We start from the raw sequence: 20679 nt of genomic DNA, 5'->3' as shown, positions 1-20679 counted from the left end.
TTCTACCCACCCTTATGACTGTAACTTCTCACGGTGCTCCCTGGCGCTGGCTGCTGCTATTGCTGCTGGCGCTGCCTAGCCTCGGCTGGGGCCAGGCGCCGACGCGCCCCGCCGCGCCGCTCGACGGCATTTGGAAAGGCTCGCTGCCCGTGCCGGGCGGGCGGCTAGAAGTACTGTTCCGCTTCGTGAAGCTGACCAGCGGCGAGTACTTCGCCACCCTCGACGTGCCCCAGCAGAAGGTGCGCAGCCTGGCCGTGACGGTGGAAACCCGCGCCGACACGGTGGTGCTAACCTCGACCGAGGCTAACAGCCGCTACGTGGGCCAGCTGGTGGCCGGTGGTAGCCAAATGCGCGGCGTATGGCAACAGCCGGGCCTGCGGGCGCCCGTGCAGCTGGTGCGCACCGAAACGGCAGTGGCCAAGCCTCGCCTCACGCCACCCTACCGCGAGGAAGAAGTTTTGTTTGTTAATTCTAAGGAAAACAGCAAGTTGGGCGGCACGCTCACCATCCCGGCTGGGCCGGGGCCGTTTCCGGCCGTGGTGCTGCTCAGCGATGCCGGGCCCCAGGACCGCAACGGCACTACCGACGGCTTTGCCCCCCTAGGGGCGCTGGGCGACTACCTCACGCGGCGCGGCATCGCGGTGCTGCGCTTCGACGACCGCGGCGTGGGCCGCAGCACCGGCACCACCCAGTCGACCACCGCCGCCCTGGTGAGTGATGCGCAAGCCGCGCTGAGCCTGCTGCGGGCCCGGCCCGAAATCGACCACGCTCACCTCGGCCTCGTGGGCCACGGCGAGGGCGGCAACGTGGCGCTGCTGGCCGCCGCCCAGCCCCAGCCGCCGGCCTTCGTGGTGGGCTTGGCGCCCTACGGCCTCACCGGCGCCGAGGTGGTGCTGCAGCAGCAGGAAGCCGCCCTGAAAGCCAGCAAAACCCCCAGCAGTCAGCTTAGTGCCATTCTCAAGCGCCAGCAATCCGTTTTCGAGGTGATTCGCCACACGCTGGTGAGCGCGCAGGCGCAGCCCATTGTGGCCAACATGCTGAAGCAAAACAACCCCGCCCTGAGCGACGACCAGGCCCAGGCCAGCGCCGCCGAAATGGTATCGGCCCGCTACCGCTACTACCTGGGCTTCGACCCCAGCGAGACCCTAGGCGGCGTGGCCTGCCCCGTGCTGCTGCTCTACGGTACCGCCGACCCCTTGCTGAACCCCGACAACAACGCCGCCGCCCTGGCCAAAGGCCTGAAAAACAACCCCGCCGTGACCGTGCGCAAGCTGCCCGGCGTCAACCACCTGTTTCAGCCCGACCCTACTCAGTGGCCCATCGTGAGCGGCGAGGCCCACGCCAACTTTTCGCCCGCCGCCGAAGAAGCCATCCGCGCCTGGATAGTCGAGCAAACCGCGAAGAAGTAGCCCTAGGGGCCTAAAGTAGGTAAAAGGACGGTCATGCTGAGCGCAGCCGAAGCATCTCCACTGAACGATACCCTAGGGGCGCGGGAGAGATGCTTCGGCTGCGCTCAGCATGACTATCTTTTTGCTTCCAACTTCTTGGGTCAGCCGTTCATTACCATTAAAAAAGCCAGCCCTTGTAGGGGCTGGCTTTGGCTAGAATGCGGAAGGCAGAACTTATAGCTTATTTATATTCATCTACTTCGGCGCGCATCATGGCGTTGAAGCGCGAGCCGTTGTTGGCCAGCGTCACCAGGTTCCAGCCGCGGCCGATGGCGTAGCTCCAGGTGCGGCTGTCTTTGAACTCGAAGGTGGGACGCAAAATCTGGCCGTAGGGCGTGTACTCGGCCATGAAGTTGGTGGTGTAGAACTTGTCGCCGCTCACAATCCACTCCATCGCCACGTAGAAACCCTCTTCGGGCGCGATGAGGTTGTAGGGCGATAAATCGACCGTGAACCACTCGCCGCCCCGCGCCGCCGACACGATGACGCTCTCCGTGAGCATGTCCGAGTTGGGGGCGTTGTAGTTGCCGTCGGCCTTGTAGATGCGCACCCGGAAGGGCTCGCGCGGGAAGCCATTCTCGCCGATGAAGAACGACACCGTGCGAATAGCCCCGAGCTTCTTGCTTTTCTCGTTCTTGCACAAAAAGGCGTACTGGCTGCCCGGCGTGCCCTGAATCATGCCCGCGCCGGGCGAGTTGGCGCGCGCCCCGAGCAGCGTGGGTTTAATCTTGCTGGCCTCAATCTTGACGGTGCTCAGCTCGATGGGCTGTTTGGGTAGCTTGATAATCACTTCCTCCATGTTGCTGCCACGCTTCACGAAGAGCGCCGTGCGCCGGTAGCCTAGGGCCATTACGATAATCGAATCCTCGGTTACCTTGGTGGGCATAGCCAGCTGAAAGTAGCCATATTCATTGGTAAGGGCCCCGGTTTGCTCGTCGCGCAGGTTGATGGAGGCGAAGGGAATAGGGTCCTGGGTTTTCTCGTCTACCACGCGCCCCGTAATGCGGCCTTCCTGCTGCGCCTGGCTGATAAATGGCACCCAGCAAAAAAGAAATAAAATAACTAGTAATCGCTTTTGCATTTGTACTTAACTGAGGGTTAATGATAGAGTAGCTAACTGCAAATTTATGGGATACACCAGGAATGCTCCACCAAAATCGGCCGAAATTTACTACAAATCCGTGAACATCCAACTATAGCAGCTGGCTGCTGGATTAGCTAAAATCAAGATTGACCTTTTATATCGTTAGTACTCCGAATAACAGTACTTTACAGATAGCACCTAAGTTGAGCTAGCCCGCATTAGCGGGACGGCTTTCCGCACCGCTTTGAGGTTTCGGACACGGCTTTTTGCTGGCGGCTTGGCTGGCGGCTAGCCTAACCGGCGGAGCAGAGCACAGCGATTAGCTATTTGCAGCTTTTTATTGCACTTTTCCGCTTATCCTGTCCTACGCAGGAGCAAGGCTCACCTGTTACCTTTCGAAAAAGCGCGCCGCGCGCTGCCTAGGGTGGCAGGCCTGCTCATACGCCGGCCGAACCGACTTATTTAATCATGTCTACCTCAGCCCGAATCATGGCGTTGTAGCGCTGGCCGTCGCCGTTAGCCAGTGTCATCAGGTTCCAGCCCTTGCCGATGCTATAGTTCCAGGTGCGGCTCTCCTTAAACTCGAAGGTGGGACGCATAATCTGGCCGTAGGGCGTGTAATTATCGTCCATAAAGTTGGTATTGAAGAACTTGTCGCCGCTCACAATCCACTCCATCGCCACGAAGAAGCCTTCTTCGGGCGCCTGCACGTTGTAGGGCGCCAGGTCGACGGTATACCACTGGCCGCCAGCGGGGGCCGACACCACCACGTTCTCGGTCAGGATGTCGGTGTTGGGGGCGCTGTAGTTGCCATCGGGCTTGTAGATGCGCACCCGGAAGGGCTCGCGCGGGAAGCCGTTCTCACCGATGTAGAACGACACCGTGCGAATATTGCCCAGGCGCTTGTTCTTATCGTTCTTCACAAAAAAGGCGCACTGGCTGCCGGGCTGGCCTTGCAGCAGGCCCTCGCCGGGGCGGTTTGAGTTGGCGCCCAGGGCCAGGTTTTTTAGCTTGCCGCCCTTCACGGTCACATTTTGCAGGGCTACGGCGCGGCGGGCCAGCTCAATCACCATATTGCTCTGGTCTTTGCCGCGGCGCACAACTACGGCCAGGTGCTCGTAGCCCAGGGCCATTACCACCAGCGAGTCAGTCTCATTTTTGAGCGGCGCCGGCAGCTGAAACACGCCAAACTCGTTGCTTAGGGCGCCGGTTTGCTCTTCGCGCAGGCTAATGGAGGTAAAAGGCAGCGGCTCCTTGGAGGTTTTATCGATAACCTTGCCGCTAAGCATGGCGCCGGCCGGCTTAGCCGTTTGGGCCAACGCGCCGGAAACCGAGGCCGCTAAAAATAATACAAAATAAAATAGGTGTTTTAACATTGCAATCAAGATTATAGCCTAACTAATACAAAAATAAGCGGCCACCCGAAAAGTCCCGCATTTTACACTTTAAAAATATGCCGGGTCCCTAGGGCCGAGTTTAGCGCGCCGCGCCGATTGGCCCACCCACGCTATCACCAGCGCCAGCGAGGCCTATAAAACGGCCCATTGGGCAGCTCCGAAACCATTGCGGCCGGCGAACTGTATCTTTGTTTACATTTCGTCTAAATAGCTTTCCACCCGTGGCTCTCTTCCGTCGTTCTTCCGCTGCCGCGCCGGCCCCGCCCGCGGCCCGCACCGCCAACGACCTGCAGCCCGGCGAAACGGCCACGGTGTGCTGCCTCAACGACCCCGACATGGCCCTGAAGCTGCTCGATATGGGCTGCATTCCGGGCACGCGGGTGAAGCTGGTGGGCCGCGCGCCCCTCGGCGACCCGCTTATGCTGACGCTCGGCGACGAAGGCTATACCCTGAGCCTGCGCGTAAGCGAGGCCCGCACCATTCAACTTAAAGCCTAAGGACTATTCATGCCGGTTGCCGCCCCCGATAGCCGCCCGGTAACGAGCGCCGCCGTGCCCGGCCCTGAGCGCCCGCCCAAGCTCGCCCTCATCGGCAACCCCAACTCGGGCAAAACCTCGCTGTTTAACCAGCTGACGGGCCTCAACCAGAAAGTCGGGAATTTTCCGGGCGTGACGGTGGACCGCAAAACCGGCCTGGCGCCCCTAGGGGGGGCGCGCCGCGCCGAGGTTATCGACCTGCCCGGCACCTACTCGCTCTACCCCAAAAGCCTCGACGAGCGCGTCATTGCCGACCTGCTCTACGACCCCACCTCGGCCGACTACCCCGACTTTGTGGTGGTGACCGTGGACGCTAGCAACCTGCGCCGCGGCCTACTGCTGTTTACCCAGCTGGCCGACCTGGGGCTGCCCGCGGTGCTGGGCCTGAACATGACCGATGTGGCCGCCGAGCGCGGCATCAGCATCGACGTGCCGGCCCTGGAGCGCGAGCTGCAAGTGCCGGTGGTGCCGCTCAACGCGCGCAAAGGCACCGGGCTGGCGGCCCTGCGCATTGTGCTGGCCGACCGCCTGGCGGTGGCGCCCACCCGCCGCTTCTGGGAGATTCCGGCCAGCTTGCGGCCGCTGGTGCAGCAGGTGCGCGCCCGCTTTGGGCTGCACAACGACTACCTGGCGCTGCACTACGCCCACCAGTTTCGGCAGCTGCATTTCTTGAGCGAAGCCGACCGCACCGACCTGGCCCGCCTCACCGAGCAGGCGGGTTTCGACAGCACCGCCCGGCAGGCCGAGGAAACCGTGGCCCGCTACGCCCGCCTCAACGAGGTGCTGCTGGATGTGGTGACCGTGACGCGCACCGAGCGCCAGGAGCCGGCCAGCAACAAGATTGACAAGGTGCTGACGCACCGCGTCTTTGGCTACCTCATTTTCCTGGCCATTCTGTTTTTGCTGTTCCAGGCCATCTTCGCCTGGGCGCAGTACCCCATGGACTGGATTGACCAGGGCATTTCGGCGCTGAGCGGGGCCATTCAGGCGCGCTTCAGCGGGCCGCTGGTGCGCCTGCTCACCGAGGGCGTCATTGCGGGCCTAGGGGGCGTGCTCATCTTCATCCCGCAGATTGCGCTGCTGTTTGCCTTCCTGGCCGTGCTGGAAGAGTCGGGCTACATGGCCCGCGTTACCTTCCTCATGGACAAGCTAATGCGGCCGTTTGGATTGAGCGGCAAGAGCGTGGTGCCGCTTATTTCGGGCCTGGCCTGCGCAGTGCCCGCCATTATGGGCGCGCGCACCATCGAGAGTTGGAAGGACCGGATGCTCACCATCTTCGTCACGCCGCTCATGTCGTGCTCGGCGCGCATCCCAGTTTATACCGTGCTGGTGGCGCTAGTAGTGCCCGATGAAAGCTGGCTGGGCCTGTTCAACATGCGCGGGCTGGTCCTGATGGGCCTATACCTGCTGGGCACGGCCTCGGCGCTGCTTTCGGCCTGGGCGCTGAAGGTGGTGCTCAAGGCCCGCGAGCGCAGCTACTTTATCATGGAGTTTCCGGTGTACCGCTGGCCGCGCTGGAAAAACGTGGGCCTGACCATCGTAGAGAAGGTGAAGGCCTTCGTGTGGCAGGCGGGCAAGGTAATTGTGGCCATTTCGGTGCTGCTGTGGGTGCTGGCTAGCTATGGCCCCGGCCAGCGCCAGGCCCAGGCCGAAGCCGCCGTGCAACGCCAGGCCGCCGCCCAGCGCTGGCCCGCCCCCGAAACCGAGCGCCGCGTAGCCTCGGCCCGCCTCGAAACCTCCTACGCCGGCACCTTCGGCCACCTCATCGAGCCTGCCATTCGGCCCCTAGGGTTCGATTGGAAAATTGGCATTGCGCTGCTCACCTCCTTTGCTGCGCGCGAAGTATTTGTGGGCACCATGAGCACCATCTACAGCGTGGGCCAGGATGCCGACCTGGGCACCGTGCAGCAAAAGCTGGCCAACGAAAAAGATACCCAGGGCCACCCCTTTTTCACGCCCCGCCGGGCGCTGTCGCTACTCGTGTTCTACGTGTTTGCCATGCAGTGCATGAGCACGCTGGCTACTACCTACCGCGAAACCAAAAGCTGGCGCTGGCCCCTAGGGCAGCTCGTGTACATGACCGGCCTGGCCTACCTGGCCTCGCTGCTAGTGTGGCAGGTCTTTTAAGTGAATGTGGAAATGTAAAGAAATGTGGTAAATGTGAGAGTTTAAAAAATTCTGCTTTTTGCCATTTACGAGGGCTTCGTTTTTCACATTTACCACATTTCCTTCACATTTCCACATTTTCTAGATGACCGCCTACGAAACCCTGCTCCGCCTCGCCTACCGCAGCCCTGCCGACCAAAGCCGCTACCTCACGCCCGTGGCCCTAGGGGCCTACGCCGAGTTTGCACAAGCCAGCGCCGCCGAGCAGTCGTTCCGGTTCGAGCGGTGGCGGCTGGGCATTGCCAGTAGCCTGCTGCACCTGCTGGCCGAGCTGGGCGACTTCGAGCTGGCCCGCCGCGCCGCCGAGGTGCTGCACCGCGCCCTGAGCACCGCCCGCTCGCCCGAGGACATTGACCAGCAAATTGGCCGCGAAGCCAAGCTCTTCGACCAGCTCTACACCAACCTCTACGTGAACGACGACGGCGAGGAGCTGCTCGACCTGTTCGCCCGCACGCTCGACGCCGACGCGCCCGCCCTGCTCGAAGCCGTGCAAGCCGAGGCGGTGGACATAGCCCGCGAACTGGACTTTGAGGTGGAAGACGACGAGGAGTAACCCTAGGCCCCGGTAACTGAAAAAGGCCCACAACAATCGTTGCGGGCCTTTTTCAGTTACCGGGGCCTCGGGCCTAGTAGCCGGCGTTCTGCACCAAGTTAGGGTTGGCGTTGATTTCGCGCAGCGGAATCGGAAATATCAGGCGCGGCGAATTCCACGGAATGCTGGCACCCGTAGTGGGGTCGATGGTAGATTGCTGGTAGCGCTTGAGGTCGGCTAGGCGGAAGCCCTCGAAGGCTAATTCCAGGCGGCGCTCCTTTTGAATAGCAGCCAGCGTTAGGGTCGTGAGTGGGGGCAGTAGGGCGCGGTCGCGGATGAGGTTGATGTCGGCCAGCGGCGAGGCGCCTACTGAGGTACCCGCCCGGAAGTTGGCCTCGGCCCGGATGAGGTACAGCTCGTCCAGCCGAATCAGCTTGATGTTGCCGTACAGTACGTCGTACTTATTGGTGTAGTAGAGACCATAAGTGGCGTCGTACTCATACACGTTCTTGCGGTCGTCGCCGGTTTCAAAGGCGTTGATGAACTGCGGCTGAATATCAACGTCGTTGCGGCTGTACTGCGAGTAGAACGTATTAAGCTGATTGGTGCCACTTTGCGACGAGACTTGAATGGCGAATACGTCTTCCGGCGAATTGGCTAGTAAGTCGCTGTTCGACAAGAAATTGTCGCCGTAGCTAGTATTCAGCTGGTAGCGGTTAGACGCAATGACCCGGTTGGCAGCAGCCGCAGCGGCCGCGTAGTTGCCTTGCTGCAAGTAAATGCGGGCCAGCAGCGCCGCTGCCGAGTAGCGCGTGGCAAAGAATCCGTTAGTAACTGGTAGCTCAGCTTCAGCTTTGGTCAAGTCGCTAATAACCTGAGCGTAAACTTCTGCTACCGTGTTGCGGGCCACGTTGTTGGCCGAGCTGATGGTGGTAGTGGGCGTGAGCACCAGCGGCACGCCGGGGTTAGCGCTGGGCGTCCCGTCGGCCCAGTTGCGGGCGTAGAGGCGCACCAAATCGAAATACAGCAGTGAGCGAATAAACAGGGCCTCACCTTCCACAGAAGATTTCAGGGCGGCGGTGCTCAGCTTGCTGGTATTAGCCAGCACGTTATTCGCGCGGTTGATGGTGGAGTAGGCATCCAGCCAGGTATTGGCTATCGTCGCATCGTTCACCAGCAGGGTTTTGCGCTGGGCTTCCTGCGGCTGCGAGAAGGTACCCACAAAGGCTTCGTCACCGTTGTCGGCCAGCAGGTCCGACATAAACTGGATGTAGCCGCCGTAGAGGTACACGCTCTGCAGGCCATTGTAGCAGCCCACCAGGGCGGCCTGCACGTCGTTGGAAGTGTTTAGGGCGTTGGAGGCGTCAATCTGGGTCACGGGCTGCACGTTGAGCCGGTCGTTGCACCCCAGCACGCCGCCCGTCAGCACCGTCGCCGTTAGCAGGCGGATAATAGTATTTTTCATATCGAGTACAAGCTAAAGGAGGAAAGCGGCCTAGGCTTAGAAGCCAATGTTGATGCCGACGGTGTAGGTGCGGGCCTGCGGCGCAGTGTAGAACGTAACACCCTGGTTGATATTCCCCTGGGTTTGCGATACACCGCCGCCGGTGAGGTAGTCGGTGCTTACCTCGGGGTCCCAACCAGTGTACTTCGTGAAGGTGAGTAGGTTATAGCCCTGCACGAAGATGCGCGCCGATTGCAGGAAGCCCCGCTTCACAAACTCGCTAGGCAGGTTGTAGCCTAGTACCACCGAGCGTAGGCGGCCGTAGTCGCCGTTCTGTACGAAGCGCGACGAAGCTCCAATACCATTACCACCACCATAAATAACTTTGGGCACGTTGGTAATGTCGCCAGGTTTCTGCCAGCGGTTGAGTTGGTCGCGGGTTTGGTTGTCGGGACCGTTATTGAAGCCCGTGGAGTAATACTGTGCGCCGCCGTCGTAAATCTGGTTGCCGAACACGCCTACCAACGTTACATTCAGGTCGAAGCCTTTGTAGGTGAAGGTATTGGTGATACCACCCGTCCAGGTAGGGTTGGGGTTACCGATGGGCACGTAAGCCGCCAAGTTAATGTCGGTGGTGGTACCGCGGTTGAGGCTGCCATCGGTATTGGTCGTATTCAAGTAATACAGCGCGTTACCGTTGGCGGGGTCTACGCCTGCGTACTCCGGCCCGATAAACTCTCCTAGGGGCTGCCCGGCCTGTGCTCGGTTCAGGTAGCTGCCCAGGATGTCGGGGCCGGCCAGGTTCTGAATCAGGTTGCGGTTGATGGCCGCATTGGCGCTGGTCGTCCAAGTAAAGTCGCCCACGAAATTGCGGGTGGTCAAGGTAAACTCGATGCCCTGGTTGCGCAGGCTACCCACGTTGGCGGCTAGGTTGGAGAAGCCCGAGGTGCCCGGCACTGGCTGGTTCAGCAGCAGGCCGGTGGTGTTCTTGCGGTACACATCTACCTCGCCCGTAATGCGGTTGTTGAGGAAGCCAAACTCTAGACCCGCATCGTACTGAACCGTCGATTCCCAGCCCAGGTAGTCGTTGCCGAGTTGCACCGGCGCCTGGCCCGGCACCCCTACGTAGCTAGCCCCCCCGAATAAGTTGCGCGAGGGAAAGTTGGAGAAGTTCTGGTTGCCCGTTTTGCCAATGCTGGCCCGGATTTTTAGTAAGCTCAGCGCTTGGTTGTTTTTCAGGAAATCTTCTTCCGAAATCAGCCAGCCCGCTGAGGCGGCCGGGAATACCCCATAGCGCCGGTTCACGCCAAAGCGCGACGAGCCATCGATGCGGCCGCTCACGCCCAGCAAATATTTGCCGGCAAAGGCGTAAGAGCCGCGCAAGAAATACGACACCAGCGCGTAGGGCGAGCGATACGACGACCCCGCCGTGATGGCACCCGCCGAGCTGATGGTGCGGTAGGCATCTGACGGAAACTGGGTGCCCGTAACGCTGTTGCCGGCTTGGTTAGAGCCCTCGTAGCTGGTACCTAGCGTTGCCTCTATCGTGTGCACGTCGGCCAGAGTGGCCTTGTACGTGAAGAAGTTGTTTACCACCACCTTCGTGTTTAGTACCGAGGCGCTGTAGCCGAAGTTATTGGTGGGACCGGTGTTGCGGTAAGTTAGGCTATTCTCGTACTCGTTTTCCTGCTGGCTGATAACGTCGGCGCCTAGCTCCGAGCGGAACGACAAGCCTTTGAACAGCTGCAATTCGGCGTAGGCGTTACCCAGCAGGCGGTACACATCCGTGATGTAGCTGCCGCCCTGCACGCTCAACAGCGGGTTATAGTAGAAGGGGAACGTGGTATTCGGCAGGCCGGTATTGTTGTCGAGCGAGCCGCTTACCAAGCCGGTCCGCGGGTCGATGAGCGGCGTAATAGGAGCCAGGGCCACAATCTGCATCGGGGTGCTAAAGGCGTCGTCGTCGGCTACGCGGTAGTTGCGCGAGCGCGTGGCGGCTAGGTTCACCCCAAACTTCAGACGGTCGGTAGCCTGGTGGTCGACGTTGAAGCGGCCCGACATGCGCAGGTAACGGTTGCCTACCAAAATGCCCCGCTGGTCGCTGTACTGCCCCGAGAAGTAAAAGTGCGTTTTCTCACTGCCGCCGGCCGCGCTCAAATCGTACTGCTGGAAGGCGCCTTTGCGGAACACCTGGTCCTGCCAGTTGGTGTTATAGGTGAGTGGGTCAGTAGCGCCACCAGCGTAGTTGCGTAAGCGTGAGGCAATAGCTGCAGGAGAATTAATACGCGGGTCGGCATTATTCATCAGCGCTTCTGTGAACAGCGTCACATACTCCTGATTGTTCAAAAACTCGCGCCGGTGGGTGGGCTCGCTGTAGCCGCCCTGCACCCCTAAGGTGAAGCGCGTGCCGCCGGCCTTACCCTTCTTGGTAGTAATGAGCACCACGCCATTGGTGGCGCGCGAGCCGTAAATAGCCGTGGCCGCGGCATCCTTGAGCACGGTCAGGCTCTCGATGTCGTTGGGATTGATATCGGCCGTTGAGTTGGTAGCGCCGGTAGTCGACGAGAGATTGTCATTCAGAATTGGCACACCATCTACCACATACAGCGGCTGAGTGCCGCCGCTGATGCTTGACACCCCGCGCACCCGGATGCGCATACCCTGGGCCAGCTTGCCGCTGCTGTTCTCAATAAACACGCCGGCCGCTTTGCCCTGAATGCTTTGCTCGAACGACTGCACCGGCTGGTCACCGATATCTTTGGTGGTGAGCTGGTCGACGGCGCCGGTTACTTCCTGCTTGGTTTGGGTGCCGTAGCCCACTACCACAGCCTCGGCCAGGTCGGTAGTGCTCTGGGCCAGGCGCACGTCGAAGTTGCGGGTGCTGCCCACTTCCACGGTGCGCGTGGTGTAGCCTACCGAGCTGAATACCAAGGTGGCGCCGGGCTGCACCGCGAGGCTAAAATTGCCGTTGGCGCCCGTGGTGGTGCCGTTAGTGGTGCCGCGCTCCACCACCGTCACGCCCGGAATGGGGTTGCCATCGGTATCCGATACGCGGCCCGATACGGTTTGCTGCGACTGGGCCCAGGCTGGCGCCGCCAGCAGCACCGTCACTGCGCACATTGCCACCCTAGCTTGTGTAAAGATTACGTTTTGCATAAGCGAAACTTAAAGGAGTGAATGATTTAAAAACAGGGTGGGGAAAGGCTATTAGCAAGATATTCTAGTAGAATACCCTTATTTTGAGAAGGCAATTTAGCCTCCACAGCCTTAATCTAACCTTTTTGCGTTGAATTTTAACCCTCTTTTAAGTGTGATACCTGCCTAGAGTTAGCTAGTGTACTTCTTAGCCGGAGCTGCGCCGCCGGCCCTACCTTTACCGCCGCGCATGAAGCCCCTTATTCACTACCTCACCACGCCGGCCCAGGTGGCCGAGCTGGCTGGCCAGCTGGCCTCGCTGCCCCGCATCGGCATCGACCTGGAGTTTGACGACAACCGCTACCGCTACGGCCGGCACCTGGCCCTGATTCAGATATTCGACGGCGAGCAGGTATACCTTATTGACCCGCTGCCGCTGGAGCCCGAGATGGCTGCCGGCCTGGAACCGCTCTTCGCCGTGCTGCGCGACCCGAGCGTGGCCAAGGTATTCCACTCCTGCAAGTCCGATATTCTGCTGCTCGACGAGCTATTTGGCGTGCACTGCCGCAGCATCGTTGATACCAGCGTGCAGTTCACGTTGCTGGCACTCGAAGACAATAATATCTCCCTAGGGCGCCTTATTGCCAGCGAGCTGGGCTTTGAGGTAGACAAGGGCGAGCAGAAGTCGAATTGGCTAAAGCGCCCCCTCACCGAGGCCCAGAAAGAGTACGCCGCCAACGACGTGCTGTACTTGTTTGAGCTAACCGACCGCCTGGCCGCGCGCTTGCAGCAGCAGGGCCGCGCCCAGTGGGCCCAGGAAGAAAACATGGCCCTGGAAAGCGTGCGCTACGGCCGCGACGAGCAGCGCCCCTACCAGCGCCTGGCCGGCAAGTACCGCGTGGGCCCACAGGAGCTGCCGCTGTTTCGAGAGCTGTACTGGCTGCGCGACCGCGTGGCTCGGCAGCTCGACCGCCCCAGCTACATGGTGCTCAGCAATGACCGCCTGGCCGAGCTGGCCCGCCAGCCCATTGCCAGCCACGGCGCCCTGCGCAGCGCCGGCGGCCTGCACCCCGAGCTAAAGCGCGCGCCCTACGCCGACGAGCTGGTGGCCCTAGCCACCGCCGAGCTGCGCCCCGACGGTCCCCTGCCGCCCGACCAGCGCCGGGCGGGCGGCTTCCGACGGCGCCTGAGCGGCCCGCTCGCCAACCGCGCCGATGCCCGCGAAAGCCTGCTCACCAACCTGAAAACCCACCTGGCTACCGACGAAAGCCCCGTACTGGCCAACACGGTGCTCAGCAACCGCCTCATTATGGAAGTGGTGGAGCAGGGCGCCCAGGCAGCCCTGCGCCCCTGGCAGCGCCAGCTGCTGGAAGAAGTGGCCCAGCGCCATGGCTTGGCCCTAGCCCCCCTCGAAGGACCCTTGGAGGCCTAGGCCAGTCTGGGGACGGGATGCAGGTCGCCCTCCGCGGCAGACCCCATCTTCTCCCCCTTTTGGCGAAGGGAGCCTAGCGTAGTCTCAGGGCTCGGGCACGGTGGGGGCGGGGCTCGTCCCCGCCCGTTGTTGCACGAAATTGGCCGAGTGGCGCAACCGACGGGCGGGGGCCAGCCCCGCCCCTACTGTGCCCGGACTGCGCATTGGCTGTATATCATCAGTCAATAAGCTCAGTATGATGGCCTAGCCTTTTTTTTCGAGCTAGCTGCTGGAGTTGGTTGTTCATGCACTTTACACGTATTTTGGTGCAACTTCCCACCCCTCTCACGCTCAGGCTCTGGTGCTATGCTAAACGGTTTGCTGCTCGCGCTGCTTTTTGCCTTCCTGCTGCCTCTCACCGGGCGCGGGCAGGCTACCCCCACCAAATCGGTTGCCTCGCCCGATAGTATCGCCGCCGTTAAGCGGCTGTTTCGGCAGCGGCGGCAGGGCAGCAGCCTGGGGCTGGCGGTAGGCTGCGGCACCGTGGCGCCGGGCGCCACCGCCATGAGCACCCCGCCCGAGCCCAGCCAGATGCTGTTGCCCCCCACGGCCGTAGCGGGCCTAGGCACCAACTGCTCCCTGCTGTGCCTGTTCAGCCGCCTGCGCTTTAGCAGCAAGCGTGAGCAGCAAGTGCTCCAGCTGCTGGCGCGGCACCAGCCCCTGCCTGGCTACGTGCAGCGCGCCCTCAGCCCGGTGCTGGCTAGCAACTGAGCGGTTAGTTATTATCTCTAGGCTGAAGGAGCTGCCGGCTGGTAGCTCCTTTTTTTGACCGTTACCGCAATGCTGCTTCTTTGCCGCCGCTGGCTGGCCTGGCTGCTTTTGCTGCCCCTAGGCCCCGCCGCGGCCCAAACCCTGGCCGAGGCCGTGCTGCGTGGGCAAGTGCTCGACGCCGACACCCACCAGCCGGTACCCAACGCGCAAGTCGGCATTGCCCACAACCGCCTGGGCACCAGCACCAACGCCGACGGGCGCTTTGCCCTGCGGGTGCCGGCCGCCTACCAGGGCACCGAGCTAGAAGTGGCCTTGCTAGGCTACCAGCGCTACCGGCAGGTGCTGCCCGTGTTGCCGGGGCCCGAGCTGGTTATTAACTTGAAAATCAGCCCCGCCAGCCTGGGCAACGTCACCGTCACGGCGTCGGCCACGGGTATTATCCGGGAGGCGGTGCGGCGCATTCCGCGTAATTTTCCCACGCGACCCACCCAACTCACGGGCTTCTACCGCGAGTCGGACGAGGAGACGGCCAGCGGGCGCTACGACTACCTGGCCGAGGGCCTGCTGCAAGTGTACAAGCCGGGCTACCAGCACCCTCACCAAAGCGGCTACGTGCGGGTGCTACAGGCCCGCCGCGTAGAGCTGCGCCGCCGCGCCACCACCGTGGCCGACCTGGCCCGCATCAACTGGATGGCCGGCGGCCTGGTGCCGCACCGCTTCGACTTCGTGCGCGAGCGGGCCGAGTTTATCAGCGAGCGGCATTTTAAGGAGTATCAGTACGGCTTCAACTCGCAAACCACGTTTGAGGGGCGGCCGGTGTACGTCATCACCTTTGGGCCGCGGCCGGGCAGCGAGCGGGCCAGCTTTGCGGGCCGGCTGTATATCGACGTGGCTAGCTACGCTTTCCTAGGGGCCGAGTGGCACCGCACGCCGGCGGGTATTGCGCACGAGCACCTGCTGACGTTTGAGGCCAGCGAGCGGGCCTACCGCGCCTATTACCAGCAGTTTGTGGGGCGCTTTTACTTGAAAAGCGTGTGGTACAACACCCTGGGGCGGCCGCTGGCGGGGCAGGTGCGCCACCACCTGGCCGAATACCTCACCACGGCCATCGACACGGGGCGCGTGGCGCCGCCCCCCTACCCCGAGCGCAGCCAGTACACCGATATTTTCTTGCGCACCCCGGTACCTTACGACTCGGCTTTTTGGCAGAGCACCACCACGCTGCTGCCCGCCGCACCCCTGCGCCGGGCCCTGCTCGACCAAGCCCGCGAGCGCCGGGCCGACAGCCTCTTGCGGGCGCCGGCCGCTGCGCGGCTTTCCAACCCTACTACTTCGGAACCAGCCCTAGGGCGCCCCGATACGGCGGTAGCGCGACCACGACCAGCGCCGCGCCCGCGCCGCCTTCGCCTGGGTTACAGCTACGGCGTGGGCGTGCTGGCGCTGAGCGGCGCGGGCGCGGCGCTGCAAGCCGAGGTGGCGCCCGCGGGCTACGCGTTTCGGGCGGTGGCGGGCGGCGCGGCAGCCGTGCCGCTGGTGGCGCCATTCGTGGAGAGCGGCTACCAGCTGTACTTACCGGCCGGGCTGCTGGTCTACTCGCAGTTTCGGACGGTGCTGGGGCAGCTTCGGGGCGGGGGCTGGGAGGCCGGCCTAGGGTGGGTGCACAACCTAAACCCGCGCGGCCGGCCGGTGCGGCTGCGCCTGGGCGTAGGCTACCTGAACCAATCGCTGGCTCACCCTTTGGGCACCTACGACAACCCCGACGAGGGCCTGCGCCTGGCTGGCACGCGCCTGGGCTACCGGCGCCTGTCGCTGGCCGTGCAGAACAGTACCGAGGCCCTGCACCCCAGCCTGGGCCTGGGGCTGGAGCTTAGCCGCCGCTGGGAGGTGCTGGCCAGCGCCGGCTGCCTGGTGCCCCTGGCTACCCAGGCCGGGCTGCTGGTGCAGGAAGACAGCTTTTGGCACGATAACGAAGCCGTGCTACCCCTGCCCGCCGCCGAGGTGCAGGTTCGTGTGAATGGCCAGCCGGCCAGCACGTTGCCCTGGCAGCTGGGCCGCCTGCTGGCCGGCCTCAGCCTCGTGCACCAGCTGCGGTAAAGGAGCAAAAGCACTTTGCGCGAACTTTGCGCGTTGCCTGCTCGCCGCCTATGCCCGATAGCCCACTCCCTACGCCTGCCCCACGCCGCCGCTGGTGGTGGCTGGTGGCGGGCCTCACGCTGGGGCTGCTGGGCCTGGGGGCGGGCCTAGCCTGGCACCTGCTGCTGCGCCCCAACGTGCCGCCCGCCGTGGACGGGCCGGCCTACCTCTACATTCGGCCGGGGGTGGGCCTAAGGGCGGTGCTCGACTCGTTGCGCCAGCCGGGCTACCTAGCGCGGCCGGGCACGTTTGCCGAGGTAGCGCGCTGGCGCGGGCTGGGCAGCCGGCAGCACCCGGTGCACCCCGGCCGCTACACCCTGCCGCCCGGCGCCAGCAACCTGGCCCTGATGCAGCTACTGGAAAGCGGCCAGCAGGACACTATCGCCTTCACCCTCAAGCCGTTCCACTACCTGTTCCAGCTGCCGCGCCAGGCCGGCCGCCAACTCTGGCTCGATACGCTGGCGCTGCACCAGCTGCTGGGCGACAACGCCTTTTTGCAGCGGCGCTACCACCTCGATACGGCCACGGTGCGCACGCTGTTCATTCCGGGGCCCTTGCGGCTGTTTTGGCCCACACCGGCCCTAGGGTTCCTCGATTCGGTGGCCGCCCGGCACCACCGCTTCTGGACCACCCGGCGCCGGGCCGAGGCTGATTCGCTGCGCCTGAGCCCGGTGCAGGTGGCGGTGCTGGCCAGCATCGTGCAACGCGAAACGGCCCAGCCCACCGATAAGCCTCTCATCGCGGGCGTGTACCTCAACCGCCTGCGCCGCGGCCAGCCCCTGCAAGCCGACCCCACCCTGCTGTGGCCCCTGCACGGCCTAGGCACCCGCAAGCGTGTGCTGAACGTGGACAAGAAAGTGGACTCGCCCTACAACACCTACCGCCACAAAGGCCTACCGCCCGGCCCCATTACCACGCCCTTCCCCCAAAGCCTCGACGCTGTATTGCGCCCCGCCCACCACGCCTATGTGTTCTTCTGCGCCCGCCCCGACGGCAGCGGCTTCTCCGATTTCAGCGAAACCTTTGCCCAGCACAAGGCCTTTGCCCGTCGCTATCAGCACCACCTGGATAGCCTGAAAATCAAGCGGTAAAGGATCATAACAATAAAGAACGTCATGCTGAGCCTGCCGAAGCATCTCTACCGCACGTCATCCGAACGACGCGGTAGAGATGCTTCGGCAGGCTCAGCATGACCGCCTTGTTTTTATGTCTTCTCGCATCCTCTACATTTTCACATTTATATAAACTATGCGCCTCGTCATCCAACGAGTAAAAGAAGCATCCGTCACCGTTGGTAACGCCATTACCGGCCAGATTGGGCCGGGGCTGCTGGTGCTGGCCGGCTGCGCCCCTACCGACGACGAGGCGGCCCTAGGGTGGCTGGCGCGCAAGCTGGTGGCGCTGCGCATCTTCAGCGACGAAAACGGCCAGATGAACCGCAGCGTGCGCGACGTGGGCGGGCAAGTGCTGGTAGTGAGCCAGTTTACGCTGCTGGCCGATGCGCGCAAAGGCAACCGCCCCAGCTACGTGGGTGCCGCCCCGCCCGCCGTGGCCGAGCCGCTCTACCAGCGCTTTGTGCAGCTGGTGGCGCAGGAGCTGGGCCAGCCCGTGCCCACTGGCATCTTCGGAGCCGATATGCAAGTGCGCCTGCTCAACGACGGGCCCGTAACGATTGTGCTCGACTCGCCGGCCTAGGGCAGCCGCGCGGCTAATAAGCGCAGACTACAGACTTTTAATCCGCTAGTTGCCAGGCCTGCATTGCTCGCCCGCTAAAGCGCGCCGGGCCGCCTTAGCCTGCTGGTAGGGCCCTAGGGCTGACTGGCGGCCACTACCGACCTTTGCACCATGACGTTCCATAAATACCAGGGCACCGGCAACGACTTTATCATCTTCGACGACCGCGCCCGGCAGTTCGACGAAACCGACCAGGCGCGCATCGCGGCGCTCTGCCACCGCCGCTTCGGCATTGGGGCCGACGGGCTGATGCTGCTGCGCGAGCGCGCTGGCTACGATTTCGAGATGGTGTACTTCAACGCCGACGGGGCCCCCAGCAGCATGTGCGGCAACGGTGGGCGCTGCCTGGTAGCTTTTGCCAAGTACTTGAATATCATTCAGGATACGGCCTATTTTCTGGCGGTGGACGGCCCCCACGAGGCCCGCGTAGAAGCCGATGGTACCGTGCGCCTGCGCATGATTGACGTGGCCGAGCCCCAGCCGGCCGAAGTGGGCGACGGCGACATATTTGTGCACACCGGCTCGCCCCACCACGTGCATTTCCTCGACCCGCACGAGTCGCTGCCGCTGGCCGAGTTCAACGTGTTTGCCGCCGGCCACGACATCCGCTACGACCAGGCCTACGACCCCACCGGCACCAACGTCAACTTCGTGGAGGTGCCCGCCGACCCCGCCCACCCCTGGCCGGTGCGCACCTACGAGCGCGGCGTAGAAGACGAAACCTACTCGTGCGGCACAGGCGTCACGGCCGTGGCGCTGGCCGCCTCGCAGCGCGGCGCTACCTCGCCGGTGCGCCTGAGCACCCCCGGCGGCCTGCTCGAAGTAGCGTTTGAGCTGCAAGCTGACGGCGGCTTTACCAACGTGTGGTTGAGCGGGCCGGCCGTGCGCGTGTTTGGCGGCACCATCGACCCCAGCCACTAAAAGCTGCTGCAAGCCGTGGTGTTGCGCGCTCCCGAACCCGACGACCTGGAGTTTTTATTTCAGCTCGAAAACGACCCCGACCTGTGGGCGCATGCTGACGTGCTGCCGGCCCCGGTTTCGCGCCACGCCCTGCGCGAGTACCTGCGCCACGCCACCGCCAGCCTAGCCGACGCTGGGCAGTTGCGCCTCATCATCAGCAACGAAGCCCAGGAGCCCGTGGGCACGCTCGACCTCTACGATTATTCAGCGCGGCACCAGCGGGCGGGCGTGGGCATTGCCGTGCTGCCTCAAGAGCGCCGACGGGGTCGGGCCGCGGCCGCCCTACGGGCATTGCTGCCCTATGCCCGCCAGCAGCTGCTGCTGCACCAGCTATACTGTACCGTAGCAGCTAGTAATGAGGCTAGTATCAAGCTTTTTCGTGAAATAGGATTTTTTCAAGTCGGCATCCGGCGCGACTGGTTGCGCACTGCGCGCCCCCTAGGTTGGGAAAACGCAGTGGAAATGCAACTTATTCTCTGAAGCAGAGTCCCTGGCCTAGCTATCGAGGGGGCACTATACTAAGGCGTATCCTTTCTGCGGCGTTTTGCGTATAAAACACCAACGCTACGCACCGGATGATTTTTCCCGGTGGCAGTGGTTTTGGTTAGCCTTTTCTTGTCTTTTTCATGCCGCTTTCTACTACGGCGGCGGCACCTGCGCGTGCCGCCGCCACCGCCCCGGCCGCGGACCAGGCCGCCCCAAGCCAACTGCCTTATTCTCTGCCTGATTTAGTTTGCTTTGCGCATCTGCACTGGGATTTTGTGTGGCAGCGCCCGCAGCATTTAATGACGCGCTTTGCCCAGCACAGCCGGGTTTTTTACGTAGAAGACGCCTTTTATCACGCCGACGACCTCGTGGAGCCGCACCTCGAGGTAAAAGAGCGCCAAAACGGCGTGCAGGTGCTGGTAGTGCACTTGCCCGCCCGCCTGCACGGCCAGGATGCCGCCGCCGACCAAGCGCAGTACGAAGTACTCCAGCATTTCTTTACGACCATTGGCTTAACGAGCTACGTATTCTGGTACTACACGCCGATGGCGCTCAACAAGTCGCGCCTGTTTCGACCCGTTCTCACGGTGTACGACTGCATGGACGAGCTAGCGCAGTTCAAGTTTGCGCCGCCCGAGTTGCGCGAGCGCGAGCAAGAGTTGTTTCAAAAAGCTGACCTGGTGTTCACCGGGGGCCAGCGCATTTACGAGGCCAAGCGCGAGCAGCACGCCGACGCGCACGCCTTCCCCAGTAGCATCGACAAGGCGCACTTCGGGCAGGCGCGCAACGCACAGCTCACCGAGCCCGCCGACCAGGCTAGCATTGCGCACCCGCGCATCGGCTTCTTTGGCGTGGTGGACGAGCGCCTTGATATTGAGCTGCTAGGCCAGTTGGCCACCAACCATCCGCAGTGGCAGTTCGTCATTATTGGGCCGGTGGTAAAGATTGACCCCGCCACGCTGCCTCACAACAAGAATATCCACTACTTGGGCGGCAAAAACTACCAGGAACTACCCGCCTACCTGCGGGGTTGGGATGTAGCTACGCTGCTGTTTGCCCGCAACGAGAGCACCGAATTTATTTCTCCTACCAAAACGCCTGAATACCTGGCCGCCGGGCGCCCAGTAGTCAGCACCAGCATTCGCGATGTGGTGCGCCCCTACGGCGAACTGAACTTGGTGCAGATTGCCGACGACCCTAAAGACTTCGGTCAGGCCATTGCCCGCGCCCTCGAGCAGGGCCAGGATGCCGACTGGCGCCGCCGCACGGATGCCTACTTGGCAACTATTTCGTGGGACCTGACGTGGCAAAACATGGTGAACCTAATGCAAGACAGGCTGAATGCTAAATAGCTCAGCTTCTTGCTAACCAGCGTATCTGCGTAGTATTTTTCGAATAATTTTTAAGGTTTTTTTACTCATAGTCATTTCCTAACCTTTTTC

General features: G+C 62.5%; 16 protein-coding genes. 12 read left to right on the top strand and 4 right to left on the bottom strand.

Annotated features, from left to right (window positions below; translation table 11 throughout):
* Positions 1-14: 14 nt before the first annotated feature.
* Positions 15-1409 (top strand): alpha/beta hydrolase family protein, encoded by a 1395-nt coding sequence (locus tag HHL22_RS19900; protein ID WP_169533134.1) that lies wholly within the window; start codon positions 15-17, stop codon positions 1407-1409.
* A 220-nt stretch (positions 1410-1629) separates the two neighbouring features.
* Here HHL22_RS19900 and HHL22_RS19895 read toward each other — a convergent pair whose 3' ends face one another.
* Complete coding sequence (locus HHL22_RS19895; protein ID WP_169533133.1) at positions 1630-2487, bottom strand: carboxypeptidase-like regulatory domain-containing protein; 858 nt, start codon at positions 2485-2487, stop codon at positions 1630-1632.
* A 503-nt stretch (positions 2488-2990) separates the two neighbouring features.
* A complete protein-coding gene (locus tag HHL22_RS19890; protein WP_169533132.1) occupies positions 2991-3908 on the bottom strand; it encodes a carboxypeptidase-like regulatory domain-containing protein in 918 nt (305 codons plus the stop codon).
* A gap of 242 nt (positions 3909-4150) precedes the next feature.
* Between HHL22_RS19890 and HHL22_RS19885 the strand changes: the two genes are divergently transcribed.
* The 3 genes from HHL22_RS19885 to HHL22_RS19875 all read left to right on the top strand — a co-directional run bounded on the left by HHL22_RS19885 (position 4151) and on the right by HHL22_RS19875 (position 7184).
* Positions 4151-4426 carry a FeoA family protein gene (locus HHL22_RS19885; protein WP_169533131.1) on the top strand — a complete coding sequence of 92 codons (276 nt, stop codon included), beginning with the start codon at positions 4151-4153 and terminating at the stop codon, positions 4424-4426.
* A gap of 9 nt (positions 4427-4435) precedes the next feature.
* Complete coding sequence (feoB, locus tag HHL22_RS19880) at positions 4436-6592, top strand: ferrous iron transport protein B (RefSeq protein WP_169533130.1); 2157 nt, start codon at positions 4436-4438, stop codon at positions 6590-6592.
* Positions 6593-6716: 124 nt separating this feature from the next.
* On the top strand, positions 6717-7184 hold the full coding sequence (locus tag HHL22_RS19875; RefSeq protein ID WP_169533129.1) for a hypothetical protein: 468 nt from the start codon (positions 6717-6719) through the stop codon (positions 7182-7184).
* Between the two features lie 73 nt (positions 7185-7257).
* On the opposite strand, the gene HHL22_RS19870 is transcribed toward HHL22_RS19875, so the two are convergent.
* Positions 7258-8628 carry a RagB/SusD family nutrient uptake outer membrane protein gene (locus HHL22_RS19870; RefSeq protein WP_169533128.1) on the bottom strand — a complete coding sequence of 457 codons (1371 nt, stop codon included), beginning with the start codon at positions 8626-8628 and terminating at the stop codon, positions 7258-7260.
* 36 nt (positions 8629-8664) lie between these two features.
* The gene (locus tag HHL22_RS19865; RefSeq protein WP_241738187.1) at positions 8665-11763 is read right to left on the bottom strand and encodes a SusC/RagA family TonB-linked outer membrane protein; all 3099 of its coding nucleotides are present in this window, start codon (positions 11761-11763) and stop codon (positions 8665-8667) included.
* A gap of 229 nt (positions 11764-11992) precedes the next feature.
* Between HHL22_RS19865 and HHL22_RS19860 the strand changes: the two genes are divergently transcribed.
* The 8 genes from HHL22_RS19860 to HHL22_RS23760 all read left to right on the top strand — a co-directional run bounded on the left by HHL22_RS19860 (position 11993) and on the right by HHL22_RS23760 (position 20589).
* The gene (locus HHL22_RS19860; protein ID WP_169533127.1) at positions 11993-13174 is read left to right on the top strand and encodes a ribonuclease D; all 1182 of its coding nucleotides are present in this window, start codon (positions 11993-11995) and stop codon (positions 13172-13174) included.
* Between the two features lie 345 nt (positions 13175-13519).
* Complete coding sequence (locus HHL22_RS19855; RefSeq protein WP_169533126.1) at positions 13520-13924, top strand: hypothetical protein; 405 nt, start codon at positions 13520-13522, stop codon at positions 13922-13924.
* 69 nt (positions 13925-13993) lie between these two features.
* Positions 13994-16018 carry a carboxypeptidase-like regulatory domain-containing protein gene (locus HHL22_RS19850; RefSeq protein WP_169533125.1) on the top strand — a complete coding sequence of 675 codons (2025 nt, stop codon included), beginning with the start codon at positions 13994-13996 and terminating at the stop codon, positions 16016-16018.
* Between the two features lie 50 nt (positions 16019-16068).
* The gene (gene mltG / locus HHL22_RS19845) at positions 16069-17148 is read left to right on the top strand and encodes an endolytic transglycosylase MltG (RefSeq protein WP_169533124.1); all 1080 of its coding nucleotides are present in this window, start codon (positions 16069-16071) and stop codon (positions 17146-17148) included.
* 157 nt (positions 17149-17305) lie between these two features.
* Positions 17306-17752, top strand: coding sequence for a D-aminoacyl-tRNA deacylase (gene dtd, locus HHL22_RS19840; RefSeq protein ID WP_169533123.1), 447 nt, complete (start codon positions 17306-17308; stop codon positions 17750-17752).
* Positions 17753-17902: 150 nt separating this feature from the next.
* Positions 17903-18712, top strand: coding sequence for a diaminopimelate epimerase (dapF, locus tag HHL22_RS19835; protein WP_169533122.1), 810 nt, complete (start codon positions 17903-17905; stop codon positions 18710-18712).
* A gap of 18 nt (positions 18713-18730) precedes the next feature.
* Positions 18731-19231, top strand: a complete 501-nt coding sequence (locus tag HHL22_RS19830) for a GNAT family N-acetyltransferase (protein WP_317172720.1) — start codon at positions 18731-18733, stop codon at positions 19229-19231.
* Between the two features lie 146 nt (positions 19232-19377).
* The gene (locus HHL22_RS23760) at positions 19378-20589 is read left to right on the top strand and encodes a glycosyltransferase family 1 protein (protein ID WP_206680745.1); all 1212 of its coding nucleotides are present in this window, start codon (positions 19378-19380) and stop codon (positions 20587-20589) included.
* The last annotated feature ends 90 nt before the right edge of the window (positions 20590-20679 follow it).

Origin of the sequence: Hymenobacter polaris (assembly GCF_012927305.1) — a bacterium.
Taxonomy (GTDB): Bacteria; Bacteroidota; Bacteroidia; order Cytophagales; family Hymenobacteraceae; genus Hymenobacter; species Hymenobacter polaris.
Note: the sequence above shows the minus strand (reverse complement) of the source record. Positions and strands in the feature narration are given on the sequence as shown.